The 16,807-nt window shown below is 38.1% G+C and carries 13 protein-coding genes; 9 read left to right on the forward strand and 4 right to left on the reverse strand.

Going from position 1 to position 16,807, the window contains the following annotated elements:
- Positions 1–96 precede the first annotated feature (96 nt).
- Complete coding sequence (locus tag V7O61_RS07210) at positions 97–1,020, reverse strand: DMT family transporter (protein ID WP_407282285.1); 924 nt, start codon at positions 1,018–1,020, stop codon at positions 97–99.
- A 93-nt stretch (positions 1,021–1,113) separates the two neighbouring features.
- On the opposite strand from V7O61_RS07210, the gene V7O61_RS07215 reads away from it, so the two are divergent.
- The 6 genes from V7O61_RS07215 to V7O61_RS07240 all read left to right on the forward strand — a co-directional run bounded on the left by V7O61_RS07215 (position 1,114) and on the right by V7O61_RS07240 (position 10,367).
- On the forward strand, positions 1,114–1,482 hold the full coding sequence (locus tag V7O61_RS07215; protein WP_023846487.1) for a VOC family protein: 369 nt from the start codon (positions 1,114–1,116) through the stop codon (positions 1,480–1,482).
- 466 nt (positions 1,483–1,948) lie between these two features.
- Positions 1,949–2,713 (forward strand): methanol--corrinoid protein MtaC, encoded by a 765-nt coding sequence (gene mtaC / locus V7O61_RS07220; protein WP_023846488.1) that lies wholly within the window; start codon positions 1,949–1,951, stop codon positions 2,711–2,713.
- 266 nt (positions 2,714–2,979) lie between these two features.
- Entirely contained in the window at positions 2,980–6,132 is a 3,153-nt protein-coding gene (locus tag V7O61_RS07225; protein ID WP_023846489.1) for a PAS domain S-box protein, read from the forward strand.
- Positions 6,133–6,771: 639 nt separating this feature from the next.
- Positions 6,772–7,536, forward strand: coding sequence for a methanol--corrinoid protein MtaC (mtaC, locus tag V7O61_RS07230; RefSeq protein WP_023846490.1), 765 nt, complete (start codon positions 6,772–6,774; stop codon positions 7,534–7,536).
- An 11-nt stretch (positions 7,537–7,547) separates the two neighbouring features.
- Positions 7,548–8,927 carry a methanol--corrinoid protein co-methyltransferase MtaB gene (mtaB, locus tag V7O61_RS07235; RefSeq protein ID WP_023846491.1) on the forward strand — a complete coding sequence of 460 codons (1,380 nt, stop codon included), beginning with the start codon at positions 7,548–7,550 and terminating at the stop codon, positions 8,925–8,927.
- 375 nt (positions 8,928–9,302) lie between these two features.
- Positions 9,303–10,367 (forward strand): PKD domain-containing protein, encoded by a 1,065-nt coding sequence (locus V7O61_RS07240; RefSeq protein ID WP_288067720.1) that lies wholly within the window; start codon positions 9,303–9,305, stop codon positions 10,365–10,367.
- A gap of 74 nt (positions 10,368–10,441) precedes the next feature.
- Here the strand turns inward: V7O61_RS07240 and V7O61_RS07245 are convergent, their stop codons facing one another.
- Positions 10,442–11,485, reverse strand: a complete 1,044-nt coding sequence (locus tag V7O61_RS07245; protein ID WP_288067718.1) for a hypothetical protein — start codon at positions 11,483–11,485, stop codon at positions 10,442–10,444.
- Between the two features lie 447 nt (positions 11,486–11,932).
- Positions 11,933–12,256: a Rieske (2Fe-2S) protein gene (locus tag V7O61_RS07250; protein WP_023846494.1), complete on the reverse strand. Its 324-nt coding sequence runs from the start codon at positions 12,254–12,256 to the stop codon at positions 11,933–11,935.
- Between the two features lie 454 nt (positions 12,257–12,710).
- On the opposite strand from V7O61_RS07250, the gene V7O61_RS07255 reads away from it, so the two are divergent.
- The 3 genes from V7O61_RS07255 (at position 12,711) to eif1A (ending at position 16,005) form a co-directional block, all read left to right on the forward strand.
- Complete coding sequence (locus V7O61_RS07255) at positions 12,711–13,826, forward strand: hypothetical protein (RefSeq protein ID WP_407282284.1); 1,116 nt, start codon at positions 12,711–12,713, stop codon at positions 13,824–13,826.
- Between the two features lie 245 nt (positions 13,827–14,071).
- Positions 14,072–15,364, forward strand: a complete 1,293-nt coding sequence (locus V7O61_RS07260) for a DEAD/DEAH box helicase (protein ID WP_023846496.1) — start codon at positions 14,072–14,074, stop codon at positions 15,362–15,364.
- Between the two features lie 305 nt (positions 15,365–15,669).
- A complete protein-coding gene (gene eif1A, locus V7O61_RS07265) occupies positions 15,670–16,005 on the forward strand; it encodes a translation initiation factor eIF-1A (protein ID WP_084324031.1) in 336 nt (111 codons plus the stop codon).
- A gap of 298 nt (positions 16,006–16,303) precedes the next feature.
- On the opposite strand, the gene V7O61_RS07270 is transcribed toward eif1A, so the two are convergent.
- On the reverse strand, positions 16,304–16,513 hold the full coding sequence (locus tag V7O61_RS07270; protein WP_023846498.1) for a TRAM domain-containing protein: 210 nt from the start codon (positions 16,511–16,513) through the stop codon (positions 16,304–16,306).
- Positions 16,514–16,807: the final 294 nt, after the last annotated feature.

Genomic DNA, 16,807 nt, shown 5'->3' on the forward strand with positions numbered 1-16,807 from the left:
TCAACGATGGGTACTTCAAAATATGTTGAAATAGCTATATAAGTTTAATTATCGATATTTTTCCCGGATGCACAAAAAAGAATAAAATAGAGCCAGTTAGATCTGTATCTTAAAGTACTTCCCAAATACTTTCGGGCTTTTTTCCATCACTGCAACATAAGCCCCTATCAGGATGAAAACGCATCCGATAACCGTGTCGACAATTAATGGTGTATGAACGATTGTAATATCAAAAAATATACCACTCACAGGTTCGAGCAGGGCAAGTATGCTTCCTTTCTGTGCTTCTATCTGGGAAATACCGCTGACATAAAGAACCGCCGCCAGGGCGGTGTTAATAACACCAAAGAAAATCAGCATTGGCATATTGTCTATGATTACGCTTTCCGGGAAACCGCCTGATAAAGGTATCAACAAAATAACTCCAATAAAAGTATACCAGAAAAGCAGGGCAACACTGGAGTAGTCGTCCTTGATGTACCTTATAGTTACTATCTCAGTGCCAAACGAAAAACCGGAAAGAATACCTGCGGCAATTCCTATAAGGTATCCGCTACCCCCGTAGAGACCCAGATTCAATCCTGCTATAACATTTTCCATGTCAACAATAAAGAGAAGACCGGTCAGGGAGAGTACTAATGCAACAACACCTTTTCTTGTTATTTTTTCTTTCAATACAATTGGTGAAAGCAGGGTAACATACATAGGTGCTGTATATAACATCAGAATAGCAACTGAAAAGCTGGTATATTTGATGCAGGTGAAGTACGAAAATATCGTGCATGTATTGATAAATCCGAGAAGTAGAATGCATTTTTTCTTCCGGCGCGGTATTATCTGGGATAACTTTCCTGTTAGTATAATGAAGACAAACAGCGAAATTAAACCAAAAAACTGCTTGTAGAATATCATGGGTCCTGTGGGGACAGCTCTAAGGTAATCCACAAAAACTCCCATAAGTCCGAAAAGAACAGAACCTGTTATAAGTTCAAAATATGCTTTTTCAGAACCCGGACTCATAGACTGGAAATAGCCATATAGGCTATAAAGCATTTGGTATGGATACACAAACTTATATGTATTTAAACATACAATTGTTAACGGGGTTAACATATGGCAACATTCGTCCACATAGACATACCAACAGACAATCTTGAAAGATCAAAGAAATTCTATTCTGAGCTTTTTGGATGGACATTTGAAAAACCATTTCCTGACATGGAATACTACATATTTGCAACCAAGGATCTGGAAGGAAATGAAGGTATTGCAGGAGGCATGGGCAACAGGGAGGAGCCCGGCCAGAGCGTTACAAATTTCATAGAAGTTCCATCATTGGATGAATACATAAAGAAAATAAAGGCTGCAGGCGGTAAAGTTTCCGAACCTATGCCTGTTCCGGGAATGGGTTACCTTTCAATGTGCGAGGATACCGAGGGGAATGGTTTTGGAATCTGGGAAGGGAATCCTGATGCAAAGTAATTAAGAACCGACATCTATAATTTTTTAATTTACTAAGCCATTCTTTGTTGCACTTTATTTTTTGTAGCTTTAAGTCCGCAGATTAGAATTCCTAAATTTTCATTTTTATTTTCATTATGCTGCCAGAATGCTACTGATTCTTTTTATTTTTATTAATCTTGCACACTTGCAATAAAGGTCTGTTTTTTAAATTTTTATATAATATACACAATCAAAACTTGCTAATTTCAGAAAACCAGACTAAATAAAACCTGTTTGTGATTGGTTCTTTAGTTAATCATAGCTGACGATGCGTTAGAAAATAAGTTATATTGTATTTTGAACGTTAGCTTTACATAGCAGATTTTACAATCTTAGTAGCCAGCAACAATTTGTATATACAATCTTTATAAATCACAATTAATTCTTTAATGTGGTTTGCACACTTGCACTTTATGAGTAAAAAGTTTTAAAAAATGGAGGTTCAATGCTAGATATAGACCCTACGGGTATCCTTGTCAGGTATAATGTTAAGTTAGAATCAGAGTTAACTCCTGATGAGATAGCAAGAGAACTATTCCCTAGAGATATTCTATTAAGAAATATAGTTGAAGCGGTTTTTGAAGGTGATGAGGACGAGGTTATAGTTACTCTCAAAGATGCTGTCAAAGAAGGCAAAGATCCGATATCCCTCATCGATGATGCCCTTATGGCAGGTATGGATATAGTATCCCGGTTGTATGAGGATGGCCACCTTTTCCTTCCGGATGTTATGATCGCATCCCATGCAATGACCGATGGTATTGAATACTGCAAGCAAATATCCGGTAAAACTCATGAATGGAAGGGAACTGTTGTTTCCTATGTTGTGGAAGGCGATATTCATGATATCGGCAAGAAGATTCTGACAGTGCTTTTGAAGTCAAATGGTTATGAAGTAATTGATCTTGGAAGTGATGTGCCTACTGATGAAGTAATCAGTGCCGTATTGAAATACAATCCTATAATGATAACCGGCACTTCCCTGATGACAACAACCATGTATTCTTTCATGGAGGTTAATAACCGTCTCCTTGAAAATGATATCAGAATCCCTCTTGTATGTGGAGGGGGCGCTGTAACCCAGGACTTTGTTATGAATTATGAACTCGGCATATACTGTGAAGATGCCGCATTGGTGCCTAAAATTGCAGATTCTATTCTCATGAACAAAAGTATAGATGAGCTAAGGGAACAGTTTCATGTACATTGAAACTATTAATGCGTGCTTGTGCAATGAAAAGAGGTGGCTCACATCCAAAGATAAATCCCTCTTGTGTAGATTGGATTGAAGGAAGCATAGCATTCAGATGAGAGCCAATTATTAATCTGCATCTTCCATGTATTTAATATCTCCTTTTTTCCGATCTTTAAATGGAATATATGAAAGGAGCCTTTGCATATGAATATAACAAACGTTTCTGCTAACTTTATATCTGTACATCAAATACAAACACACATAATGGCGTAAGAGAATTATTGGCAAGGCGCGGGGGTCATATCATCAGCTCTGAAAAAATACAGGAAAAGAAGTATTCTTTACTGAATGGGAATACCAACTGCCGGATGTCTGACGCAGTTATCTCTTTTCTCTGGAAAGGTGATGATAAAAAGCATGTTATTTCAGTTTCTGAAAACATCTCCCTTTTAGGATATCATCCCGATGAATTCATTTCTGGAAAAATCATTTTTGAGGATATTGTTTATCCTTCAGATATTGAAGCTATCAGGCAAAGCTATTCTCAGTATATTAAAGATGAGAATAATCCATTTTTCATTGCAGATTATAGATTGAGATCAATTGATGGTAAAATCTGTGAAGTTAGCGAAAGAACCGTTAAGATTTCCAGGGACGATCTTAGTCTTTATCATGGCATAATATCGGTGAAAAGAAGTTTTGAGTTTGATACTGACAAAGAGAAGAGCTATTGCAAAAGTATAGTTGATGGTATACAGAGCCCGCTTTTAATTCTTGATAATACGTTTCATGTTTTTTCCGCTAATAGGTATTTTTATGAACTTTTTAAGTTAAAACCTGAAAACACTGAAGGAAAACATTTTTTAAATTTGCATAATGCTAACAAGGAAGAGCTGGGTTCATTTTTTGATCGGGTTTTGCAGGATGAGTATTTCTTCGATTCTGTTGAAGTAGGATGCACCATAGATGGTCTTGGGGAAAGGACAATGAGGCTTTCTGCCCGTCCACTTGATACCGGTATGGACAGAAAGAAGTTGATTCTGGTTTCAATAGAAGATATAACTTCCCAGAAAATAGCTGAAGCAAAACTCAGGGCATCAGAAGAAAAGTATTCTAATCTTGTAGAAAAGGGAAATGATGGTATCCTTATAGTAGACAGGAAAGGGACACTTAGTTTTGCAAACTCCAAATTCTCCCAGATGATAGAAATCAAAGAACAAGAACTTTCAGATAGAAACCTTCTGGATTTTGTTCCTTTTGATTATCATCGTATGATAGGTATTCGCCTCAAGAAAGTCCTCAAGGACATGCGTAGTATAAGACGCAATGATGAGGTTGAGTTTATCAAAGCTGAAGGTGGAACTTTTTCCGCTGAAATAAGTCTGTCCTATATATTACATGAACATAAGCCTTCTGTGATGGTGACTGTCAGGGATATCTCTGAAAGAAAACGTGCAGAAGCTGAGCTTAAGGCATCTGAAGAAAAATATTCTACTCTTGTTGAGAAAGGAAATGACGGAATATTAATTCTCCATGATCTGTCTTTCAAGTTTGCAAATTCCAAGTTTTCCGAACTTACAGGTTATTCACGGGAAGAGTTATTTGATAGGAGTTTCACAGATCTTGTTCCGGTAGAATACAGGCGCATGATAGGAAAGCGCATTAAAAAAGTAATGAAGGATAAACATAGCATTCGCAGAAATGACGAACTTGAATTCCTGACAAAGAACCATGATCTTTTCCCGGCAGAAATAAGTCTGGCTTATATTTTACATGAGGAGAAGCCCTCTGTAATGATGACTGTCAGGGATATCTCTGAAAGAAAACAGGCTGAGTTTGAACTCAAAGCTTCGGAAAAGAAATATTCCTCTCTTGTAGAAGAAGGTAATGACGGTATCATTATTGTCCAGAATGGTATACTTATTTTTGCCAACATAAAGTTCTGTGAAATAACTGGTTTTTCCAGAACTGAAATACTTCGCAGGCCGTTTGAAGATTTTCTGTCTATAGAATATAAGCGGCTTGTTATGAACAAATTCAGGAAAAGTCTTGAGAAAAAGAAGTCCTCACTGAAATATGAGATTGAGCTGGTATCAAAAGAAGGAGGCAACACTCCTGCTGAAATCAACTCTTCAATTATTGATCACGAAGGTGCACCAGCTATAATGGCAATTATCAGGGACATAACCGATCAGAAAGAAAAAGAAAGAGAACTCCTTGAACTAATAGAGGTGCAGAAAGTTCTTGAAACCGTAATTAAGAGCAGTCCTGCGGTTGTCTTTTTCTGGAAACCTGATGAAGACTGGAAAGTTGAATTCGTTTCTGAGAACATATCCCAATTTGGATATCAGGCAGACGACCTGATGTCAGGCAAGATCCTTTATGGCGATATCATCCATCCATCTGATGTGGAAAGACTCACCATGGAATATGATATCTTTTCCGGTGAGGAGAACCTTTCATTTGAGTATCGCATACTTACAAAAGCAGGTGAGGTACGCTGGGTTGATGAGAGATCTGTTCTTAAACGTGATGCTGAAGGTAAGCTCCAGTACATTCAGGGTATTATTGTAGATATTACCGAGCGGAAGAATGTGAAGAACTTTATGCAGATAGGCAATGACGTAGGTATGCTTTTCAGTCCGCTTGGTGATGTAGGGGATATGTTTTCCCAGCTTGTGGAATTCACCACCCAGATGGATAATCTGGACTGTGGTGCTCTCTATCTTGTAGATGGGCAGACAGGTGATATGAATATTGTTGCCCACTCAGGTCTTTCATCTGATTTTGTTAAAAGTGCAAGACATTATGGCGGCAAATCTATCCATGCACGTCTTTTGAAGACAGAATATCCGCTTTACACCCGGTATTATGAGCTGACATCCATGATCCCCGGTGAGAAACTGAGTTATGAGGGACTTGAAGCAACTGCTTTGATACCGATAAGATATGGGATGGAGCTTGTGGCAATATTAATGTTGTCATCACATAGCGTTTATTCTGTTCCTTTTGAAGTAAGGGATTCTCTTGAGACAGTTGCATCCCAGATAGGTCCTGTAATTGGGCGCATGCGTGAACAGGCAGATGTCCAGAAAAATATCAGGAATCTTCAGGTTATTTTTGATGCCATGGAGGACATGGTTTTCATGCTTGATGCTGATGGTTGTCTCCTCTATGCAAATCCACATACTTTCAATAGGCTTGGTTACTCTGAACATGATCTTATAGGAATGAGTCTTATTAATCTCTATCCTCAGAATGAGCTTATTGAAGCTGCAACAGAAATAAAATCTATATTGGAAGGCAGGGCAAAGATCTGCACGATTCCTTTTGAGTCTGTTTTCGGAGAACTTGTATCAGTTGAGATGCATTGTTCAATGGGGCAACTGGATGATAATCCAATAACGATATGCGTCTCCCGCGAAAGGGTATAATATAATCCTTTTGGTTGATTTTTCTTTTTTTTCCGGATCTAGCATTTAATATCAACGATACTATATAATTTGATGATTATATAACTCGCAAAATTCATTTTCATTCATATTCTTTTCTAAAACCCGAATTTTTCATGTTACTTTGGTAAATTCATTGTTTTCAGCTATAAATATGGCATATTGCTTCTATATAAACGCATTGGTTATTCTGGAGTTATTAAAACAAATAAAATTGTCTGCAAATATAAATCAATAGCATTAGGGTTTGTTAATTATGTGTTTTCTTTGTGTTTGCCTAAAGCATATTATTTAGTATACATTCCTTTTTATATGTGTTTCCTCTGTTTAGTTTTAAGCTCATCATACTTAAACATTAACCTATAATTTGTAGCTGAAGATGTACAAAAAAACAGTTTTAGCTAGTAAACAGCATCAATAGGTCATATATGTTTTATATATTAAATTAGGATTATGAATCCTGAATAGTTATCTTTTTATAATGGTATCTTCTCGAAGGAACCTTTATATAACATAAAAAAAGTGCATGATTTGAGGTTCGGAAGAACCTTTTTGTGTAGATTGGATTGAGCTTGACCCAAGCTCAATAAACTAGACTATCCAAATTGAAGGAGGTATAGAATGTTAATAGTAGACAAAGAAGGTATCCTTATCAGATACAACGTTAAAATGGAAAAATCAATGACCCCTGAAGAGGCGGCAGCAGAACTCTATCCAAAAGAGGAGTTATACAAGCCAATTGCAGAAGCAATCTTTGAGGGTGAAGAAGATGATGTTATCGAAGGTCTCGAGGCAGCTATCGCAGCAGGCAAGGACCCAATCGCACTCATCGACGATGCACTTATGGTAGGTATGAAGGTAGTAACAGACCTTTACGACCAGGGTGTAATCTTCCTTCCAAACGTAATGATGTCCGCAGATGCAATGCTCGAAGGTATCGAGTTCTGTAAGGGCCAGTCCAACGAAGCACCTGTCCAGAAGGGCAAGGTTGTCTGTATGGTCGCAGAAGGTGACGTACACGACATCGGAAAGTCAATTGTCGCAGCACTCCTCAGAGCAAACGGCTATGAAGTTATCGACCTCGGAAGAGATGTACCATCCGCAGAAGCACTTGCAGCTGTAAAGGAACACGAGCCAATCATGATGACCGGAACTGCACTCATGACAACAACCATGTACGCATTCAAGGAAGTCAACGACCTTCTCGTCGAGAGCGGAATCACAATGCCATTCGCATGTGGTGGCGGAGCAGTAAACCAGGACTTCGTATCCACCTACTCACTCGGTGTATACGGTGAAGAAGCAGCAGATGCACCAAAGATGGCAGACGCTATCCTTGCAGGCGCAGACATTGCAGCACTCAGAGAGAAATTCCACAACCACTAAGGTGATTAAAAATGGCAATTAACAGATTCACATCAATGGCATACTCCGAAGCTGACGAAATGGTCTTCGGAAACGCAAAGAAACCTGTGAAAGCAGGTCTTGACCTCGAGATCGGAGCAGGATACACAACCGCAGAAGTAAACTACGCACCAAGGCCAGAAGCTGGTGAGTCCATGGAGAAACTCGTAAACGAGTACCAGAGGATCACAAAAGATATCATGGCTAGAATGGTTCAGGTAGGTTTCCCATCCGTAGTACTTGAGACAGAGCACGTACAGCAGATGACCAACAACCCATCATGGGGAGCAGCTGTAGCACACGCACAGAAGACCATCATGGAAGAGTACCATGAAGAATATGGAATCAAATGTGCACTGAGACACACCCCTGGTGACATCAGAGAGCACAAAGAGTTCATGGAGCTCAGAGGCGACAAGATGTCAGTCGTTATGGAGTCATTCGAACAGATCGCAGAAAGCGGCGCAGACCTTCTCTCCATCGAATCAATGGGTGGAAAGGAAATCTTCGACTACGCAGTACTCAGGAACGATGTTCCAGGTATGCTCTACGCAATCGGCTGCCTTGGTACCATGGACATGGACTACCTCTGGCAGGAGATCTCAAGCGTAGCACAGAAGAAGGGCGTTGTCTCCGCTGGTGACACAGACTGTGCACAGGCAAACACCGCAATGTTCATTGCAGGTGGACTTCTTGACAAGAACCTTGCACACACCCTTGCAATCCTCGCAAGAGCAATCTCCGCTCCAAGATCACTCGCAGCATACGAAGCTGGCGCAGTAGGTCCAGGAAAGGACTGTGGATACGAGAACATCATCGTAAAGGCAATTTCCGGTATGCCAATGTCCTTTGAAGGTAAGACATCAACCTGTGCACACTCAGATGTAATGGGTAACCTTATCATGCAGTGCTGTGACCTCTGGTCAAACGAGTCCGTTGAATACCACGGTGAATTCGGTGGTACAACAGTACAGTGCTGGTCCGAGTCCCTTAACTACGACTGTGCTCTTATGAACACAGCTCTTAAGTCAGGAAACGAGAAGATCCTCAGAGACCTCCTCATGGCTTCTGACAGATTCAGAGACCCACAGTCCTATGTCCTTGCATACGACAACGCATACGCTGTCGGTGAAGCAATCGTAAAGGACGGAGACGACATCTTCCTCCGTGCAAAGAACGCTGCAGTAGCATGCTGTGACACACTCAACAACGCAGAGGGTCTTGAGATGACAAAGTTCGAGCTCGGTGCACTCGAGAAGGCAACCGCAGAACTCAACGCAATCACCTCAGAATCCGAAACATTCCTCAGCGAGTGCATGGACAGATTCAAGAAGGAAGTTCCAGTATTCAAGCCAGAGAACTACGCTCTCTAAACGTAGTGTTAGAAGTTTTCTTTACGAAAACTTCTTTCTTTCATATTTCAAAAACGAATACATTCACACTCATCATTTCAATTAATAATTCGCAATTATCAATTCAAACTTAACTCCACAATTAAAAATCATAGGCTTTACAGAAAAAGGGTCACTAAGCCATCAATTCTACCTCCAACTCCACAACCTTCAATTTATGGCATGTACCTAACACTTCCCTCTGTAAAGCCTTTGATATCTTCTTAATTCTGTTTTTATTATCCTGATATCCTTCTTCTTAACTTACCGTATGAATATTTTTGTGTGCATAAATTGCGATTTTATGTACATCATACTAATAAGCACAAACAAAGGTTCCTTCATATAGGTGCCTTTATGAATTCTTCAAAACGATTTCATTTACTTACGATATTTACCTTAATGGTTGTGCTTATTTTACCTGTGATGACAGAAGAGGGAAGTTCAGCCGATCTTGTTATCAGTGAAATAAGCGTTAACCCTTCCAGTTACCAGGTGGAACCGGGGAACACATTTTCGATAGATATAGATATTAACCCGGTAACTCCAGTATCTGGCGTACAGTTTGATCTGTCACTTCCATCTTCGGGTTTTTCATTAATTGATGTTAATGAAGGGGATTTATTTTCCAAATCCGGAGCAACTGTGGCATTTGAATTAAAAAACACTCCTTCATCAACAGGTTCAGGAACAGTATATTCAGCAGTTCTTGGAAACCTGTCAGCAAACGAAGCTGGCACAGTTGCGGAAATGACTGTTGTCGCAGGGGAAGAGACTGGTTACTTTGATTTTGGTCTTAGCAATGTAATAATGAGTGATACTTCTTCAAATCCTATTGGATTCATTTCTAATCCTGCAACTGTTCTGGTTGATTCAAAACCTGTATTAACAAATCCCGGACTGGTACAGGTTACTGAGAATAATCTGCTTGATCTGAAATTACAGGCAGCAGATGCAGATAATGACATATTGACATTTTCAGCAAGTTCAGTTCCTGATGGAGCATCTTTTGACAACATTACAGGCAACATACTGTGGACACCTGACCCAGGTCAGGTAGGTGAACATTCTGTAGAAGTAACGGCAAGTGATGGTTATCTGGAAGATACAATTATTTTGATAATTGAAGTTCTTCCTTCTGACTTAGCACCTGTTGCAGATGCAAGTGGTCCATATACTACAAGAGTCGGTAAAAAGATAAAATTAGCAGGTACAAATTCCTATGATCCGGATGGAACTATAATGTCATACACCTGGGATTTAGGGGATGGCAGCACAGCAGTTGGTGAAACAGTCTTCCACACATATTCAAGGACGGGAGTATACACATTAACATTAACAGTAATGGATAATGCAGGAAATACAGATACAGCCGTTACAACAGTAACTGTTGAGAGTTTCTTCAAGTTCTATTTTAAATGAACCTGAAAATAAAAATAGCAAAAATAAAAAATAATTATCAATCAATAAATTAAAAATCGGATTGTCAGGAGTTTTCAGTTCTCCTGCCATCCCAGTTCAGAAAGTGTTTCAACAGCGCTTTCTTTAATTTTTATTGTATACTGACATTTTTCATTGCCTGTAATTTCGGAACTCATTTCTAAAACTTCAATATTATATTCAGTCCCAAAGTAAGCAATCATAAGTTCTTCTTCTGTTGGTTCCGTGAAGAAATTGATATTGCCTTCAGCATACCAGATCTGCCATGGTGTCTCATTACAGTTCATCTCTTCTGATGCCATAGTGACAGTTTTTTCCAGCATTTCCTGGTTAATTTCATCCCAAACACCATCAATTGTTGCTGATATCACATTCCTGTTGTAAAGCATTACCTCAATACTATGTTCTGTGATTACCTGAGTTACTATCTGTTCAGATCTGTTTCCATAGCCTCCATGAGTACTTGTGAATGTATAATTCAAAGTAGATTGAGCAGGATTTTCAGGGCTTACATTGTAATCTACAAATTCAAGATCAGAACCATCATAACTGTAAGTTGGTGCTTCCATTATCCACTCGCTGGCAATTTCTTTCAGTTCATCCTCAGTTGGTGCCAGTACGTATTGTGTCAATCTGATAAGTTCATCATTGATTTCATTCAGATTCTCCGGCATGTATTGCGATGCATAAGGATCCACCTTGACAATCTTTGTTGTATCACTCTGCATAACCTGGATCTCAAGAACGCCTGTATCTGCAACGATGGGAACTCCGTCTTCAGGTTCGTAGAGTTCGTCCAGTTCCATGAAATCATTGTTATTGAAAAGAGCAATCAAATCTTCTCTGGTCTTTTTATCTATTGATTTCACATACCTGGCTGTCAGTTCATCCTGATAATTGTAATAGCTGAAATTGATTGCTGTGGAATTTATGACCATTTTCTGAACTGCCATTTCAGGCAATGTGAATGCACCGTATGAAAGACGCACTATCACAGAATCATCAGATACCGCATTTTTATTAGTGTCATCCTGTGTTTCAGTACAGCCGGCACCTATAAGAAAAAGTGCTAATAATAAAATAGTTAATAGTTTCTTCAAAATAACCCTCCCGTTATTATAATGGCTCTCTTTTTCTATATTATTGTTCTTGTTGTTCGAACTGATTTTGCAACTTTCTTCCAAAAAATATTTAATTTAATTTAATTAAATTTCTCCTTCAATCCTATGGACGAATCTGTAATTTTTAAGATCCGGGATGATTATTATGTTCATCTAAAAAAAGACTGGACAATATAATGATCAATTTAAAGGTAATACAGCTGTAGAGATGATAATTACTTTTCCATAAAAGAAACGGAAATATTCAGAAAGCACCCAGATGAATATTGTTATGAGTTCTTCGTTTTCCAGAATGAAAAAGAGAGCATCAAAGGGTATTTTATTCAAAAAAAGCTAACGCTCTTCAAGAATGACTTCAATTTATGTTGAAATATCCTGCAGGTTCAGCAAGTGAAATTATGGTTACTTGTTGCTTGTTACTTATGTTTATACCAGGATTTCGATTATCCCATTTTCAATTTTGGTTTCATAGGTTTCAACTTTCGGGTCATCCATGTCTATATATTCTCCCGTATCGACATTTTCCCCGGTCCTTATATCAAAACCCCAGTTATGGCATGCACACTTGAGTGTGTACTCCTCAAGGGAACCACTTTTAAGTGGGCATCCTTCATGCGGACATTCATTGTCAATTGCAAATATTTCATTGCTCTTTTTAATAAGAGCAATTTGCCTGTTACCTGCGTTTACAACTTTTATTTTCTCTTCCTTGAGATCTTCTTCTTTAACAGCAGCTACCCATTCTGGCATTATATTACCCCGTTTATGGCTTTGAATTTAACTTATAAACTTTACAAATCGGTCTTTCAACAACAGTTTGTCCTCTGCAGACCTGTTTACTCTCCACTAATTATCTTTGGTTTTTGTTTATAAATAAATATCTGCTATTCAAATTTACAAATAATCATGATTTATTGTAGCAGCCAAAAATTACATAAGTCCTCAGAACAGAATAAAAATAGATACAAATTAAAATTGCAGTTCTTAGTTTAAGCTTTGATATTTAACATAAATACTGGCTACTGCAAAAGGAATGAATATCATCAACATAATCAAGTCATTTAAATTATCAATAAACGAAAAGATTTCTACATATGTTCTGCATTTGTGGTTACAGCGCATATTATTCTATATTCTTCTGTTTCTATTCAGCTCGGGAATTTCTCATTATCTTATCAATGAATTTGGAACTTCAGATTACAATATGGCAAGTGCACGATATATGATTAGTGCCCTGATTCAGAGTGAAGCGGCCATAATGGCAATAATTGTGACTTTAAGTCTTGTTGCTGTGGAACTGGCTTCAGGCTCTTATTCCGTGAGAATGATAGACCTTCTAAAGTCATATAATCCTGATTTCTGGATATTGATGATAACATACATTACATCAATGAGCTACGGCCTTTTCATTTTAAAAACAATTCCGGATGAAAGTAATGCAGCGATAAATATGCACATTTCATTTGTATATTACACAGGCATCTTTTCATTTGCAATATTATTCCCGTATCTTTTCAGGACTCTAAATACACTCAAACCTTCAACTTTGTTGAATATGCAGGCAACAAAACTGACTGCAATCAACATTACATCTGCTATTAGCTCAGATGCTGCGGATCCTCTGGAAAAGGACCCGATACAGCCCATAATTGATATTGTAAGCAGTTCAATGTTAAACCATGATTTTGAGACAACAAGAAATGGGCTGAATATTATTGGACTAAGGTCTAAAGATATTTTCTCCAATAATGATCTTGACCATACCGAGCGCAAAATAATTGCAAATTATATTTTTTCCAGGCTGGCAAGATTTGGAAAATTTACATTGAATCATTATGATGAAGATGCTGCTTTTATAGTCATCATGAATCTCGAGTTCCTGTGGAATGAGCTTGAAAAAAGTGACAGCATGGAAGCAATATTGCAGGCGTCATCTTCACTGGAGCAGATAGGTATCGTTGCTGCAGAAGTTAATCAGAAGGACGTCCTTTCAACCGTAACTAATCATCTTTATAATATTGGCCAAAAAGGGCTTGATGGAAATAGTGATGGTGAATTAGCAAAAATAATTGATTCAATTGGTTCAGTTGGAGTTGCATGCGCCGGAAATAGAATTGAACCGCGGATGATTGAAGATATAATTCTTAGTATCAGTAAACTTGAAAGAAAAGCAGCTGAAAAGGATTACGATTCTTCAGTAGAAACAGCACTTGATGAGCTGGGATCTATTAAAACAGCCATGGAATTTGAAAATAATCCTGCATATCATCAATTGTGTCTGAAAGTTGACAATATTCTTATGTCAATCACACAGGAATAATCCTGCATTTAAATACTACATTTTCTTTATCTGTCCTTTTGTCCTTCAAGATTGGCATTTTTACCGACAGGCTTAATTCCATTGTTGCACTTTAAGGGTGCACTGATCTTTTTTGTTTTGCATTACCAAAACAATTTGGAACGTTTATAGACTCGATTTTAAATCTGGCCAAATTGGAAACCGCTGTGATGAATTAACTCATCCTTTGTTTTGCATAAGGCCGTATCATCACAGGAATTATTAATATGGAATCATCAACTTTCAAAGACCTTCACTTATCAAGAAATCTTGAAAAAGCAATTGAAGAACTGGGTTTTGAGGAACCAACTCCTATTCAGACCCAGGCAATACCTTTTATTATGGAAGGCAGGGATGTCATAGGACAGGCCCAGACAGGTACAGGAAAAACAGCAGCATTTGGAATTCCTGCCCTTGAAATGGTAAACCCTAACAGCAAGAAGACACAGGCACTTGTCCTTTGTCCAACAAGAGAACTTGCAAACCAGGTTGCAGAAGAGCTGGGTAAACTTGCCAAGTATCTTAATGTGAAGATACTTCCGGTTTACGGCGGACAAAATATTGACAGACAGATAAAGGCTCTCAGAAGAGGCGTTCATATCGTTATTGGAACTCCTGGAAGAGTAATGGATCATATTGAGAGAAAGACTCTGAAGCTTAACGGCGTGGATATGATAGTGCTCGACGAAGCAGATGAAATGCTGGATATGGGTTTCAGGGAAGATATTGAAACAATTCTCAGCAGTGTTCCTGATACAAGACAGACTATATTTTTCTCTGCGACAATGCCAAAGCCAATAATGAGGCTGACAAAACAGTATCAACAGAACCCTACTCATGTAAAGACAATACACAAAGTAGTTACTGCGCCAAACATGGAACAGTCCTATTTTGAGGTCAAGCATCACATGAAACCTGATGTTCTTTGCAGAATGATAGACATTTATGATGTAAAGTCATCTCTTGTGTTCTGTAATACTAAAAGGATGGTAGATGACCTTGTTACCACTCTGAAAGCCAGAGGTTATCTCGCAGATGGTTTGCATGGTGATATGAAGCAGAACCAGAGAGAGAAAGTAATGGCAAGCTTCAGGAATGGTGAAATTGAAACACTTGTTGCTACTGATGTGGCTGCACGTGGTATTGATGTGGAGAATATTGAGGTTGTATTCAATTTTGATATGCCACAGGATGAAGAATCATATGTTCACAGGATTGGTAGAACCGGCCGTGCAGGAAGGCAGGGAATTGCACTTACTTTTGTAACTGCAAGGGAGATCTACAAAATCAAGAGCATCCAGAAGTATACTAAGACCAAGATAAAGTGCAAGAAGGTTCCGACAAGAAGCGATGCCGAGGAAATCAAGGCAGGTATGCTTGCAAACAGAGTAAAGGAAACCATAGATGAAGGACATCTTGGCAAATATGTCCACTGGGTGGAAAAAATGCTTGATGAGGATTGCACTACCATGGATATAGCAGCTGGCCTTGTTAAGATCATGCTGGCTGAAAACAGGTAATTATTCCGAAATGCGGTTTATTGTATAATATGGGCGAAGTATGCTGATTAAATAATTGGGATTTTCCCAATTTCATTTATATCCTACGGTTCATATTATATACTATGACCCTGTTTATTGACTACCGATAATCAAGTACCTGTTAAAAACTGTTAATATCCTATTATTTTTCAGTAACAGGTAATGCATGTTTGTTTTATTTGACTGGGATATTCTTGATGTTGTGTTATCCAGACATCATTTGTCATTAATGTCTTGTATTTGAATAAAGCAGAAACAAAAACAGTTCACAATGAGGTATTAATCTGGCTAATTATAGAAGTAAAAAGAGGAAAAGTAACGCAAGTGGAGGAAACACTGACGGTGAAGTTGTCAGAGTAAGAACACCACGTAAAGACAATGGTGAGGTTCTTGCAACTGTTTCAAGTTTACTCGGAGCTAACAGGGTAAGGTTGCAGTGTATGGACGGTGTTGTCCGTATGGGCAGGATACCTGGCTCAAAGAAGAAGAGAATGTGGGTTCGTGAAGGCGATATTGTTATTGCTACTCCATGGGAAATCCAGGACGAGAAAGCCGATGTTATCTGGAAATACACCAGACCACAGGTTAACTGGCTGGAGAAAAAAGGATTCCTTAAATAGATGAATTTTTATTCATCTTTTAATTGATTTTAATCTTTAAGTCATGAGATTTTTGCTTTCCTATTTTAGTGATTATTGTCTTCACTATTATCTTCCATTCTTTTTGTGATAAGTACGAAGCTTATTTATGATTTTTCAAATAGTTGATATAGGTAGTTGTTTTAGGTATTTGAAAAATAATTTCATAATTCAGATGTTTGCAACTCTGTGATACAAGAGTACAAGCAGATTAAAGAAATTAGTAAAAACAGTAGAGAAAACTTAAGTGTTGAATAATTCAATAAAAAAGTTAAGTTGCTTATTCAGCAACTTCTCCGAAAGCGAACTTTCTGAGTACTTTTGTGATCTTGATGCTTACTTCATCGCCTACGGATGTGCCTGGTACGAAGATTACAAAACCGCTTACTCTTGCAATTCCGTCACCCTCTCTTGCGATATCTTCAATTGTTACGTCGTATGTCTCTCCGGCATCTACTGGAGCAGTTGATTCTTCTCTGTTATTGAACATTTTAAATTCACGTCCTTTTTTATAAAGCCTAAAATACCTGAAGTAGCTGAAAACATAATGCAAAATAGAAATCTACAGTAAAAGTAAATGCCATTTAATGTCAATACGTTTAGCGAATAACAGTCTTATTTTAAAGCACTTTATCATGGGTTTATTTGTATAAAAGGGTTGTGCATGGCGGTGTTTTTACTTTTATTTACATTCTCTTTGATAATAGCAAATTCGGACAGAGGTAGGAACAGAAGTTTATTTTTCAGTTGAAATTCGCTGGCTTTCATTTTGTTTATGAATAAA

It is taken from the genome of Methanolobus sp. WCC1, from assembly GCF_045690315.1.
In the GTDB taxonomy this organism is placed as follows: Archaea; Halobacteriota; Methanosarcinia; order Methanosarcinales; family Methanosarcinaceae; genus Methanolobus; species Methanolobus tindarius.

Bases quoted from the DNA above. Each gene is read 5' to 3' on its own strand.
- V7O61_RS07215 (WP_023846487.1), top strand. From the start codon at position 1,114: ATGGCAACATTCGTCCACATAGACATACCAACAGACAATCTTGAAAGA.
- V7O61_RS07240 (WP_288067720.1), top strand. From the start codon at position 9,303: ATGAATTCTTCAAAACGATTTCATTTACTTACGATATTTACCTTAATG.
- mtaC (WP_023846490.1), top strand. From the start codon at position 6,772: ATGTTAATAGTAGACAAAGAAGGTATCCTTATCAGATACAACGTTAAA.
- V7O61_RS07250 (WP_023846494.1), bottom strand. From the start codon at position 12,256: ATGCCAGAATGGGTAGCTGCTGTTAAAGAAGAAGATCTCAAGGAAGAG.
- mtaB (WP_023846491.1), top strand. From the start codon at position 7,548: ATGGCAATTAACAGATTCACATCAATGGCATACTCCGAAGCTGACGAA.
- V7O61_RS07210 (WP_407282285.1), bottom strand. From the start codon at position 1,020: ATGAGTCCGGGTTCTGAAAAAGCATATTTTGAACTTATAACAGGTTCT.
- V7O61_RS07270 (WP_023846498.1), bottom strand. From the start codon at position 16,513: ATGTTCAATAACAGAGAAGAATCAACTGCTCCAGTAGATGCCGGAGAG.
- V7O61_RS07255 (WP_407282284.1), top strand. From the start codon at position 12,711: ATGGCAAGTGCACGATATATGATTAGTGCCCTGATTCAGAGTGAAGCG.
- V7O61_RS07260 (WP_023846496.1), top strand. From the start codon at position 14,072: ATGGAATCATCAACTTTCAAAGACCTTCACTTATCAAGAAATCTTGAA.
- mtaC (WP_023846488.1), top strand. From the start codon at position 1,949: ATGCTAGATATAGACCCTACGGGTATCCTTGTCAGGTATAATGTTAAG.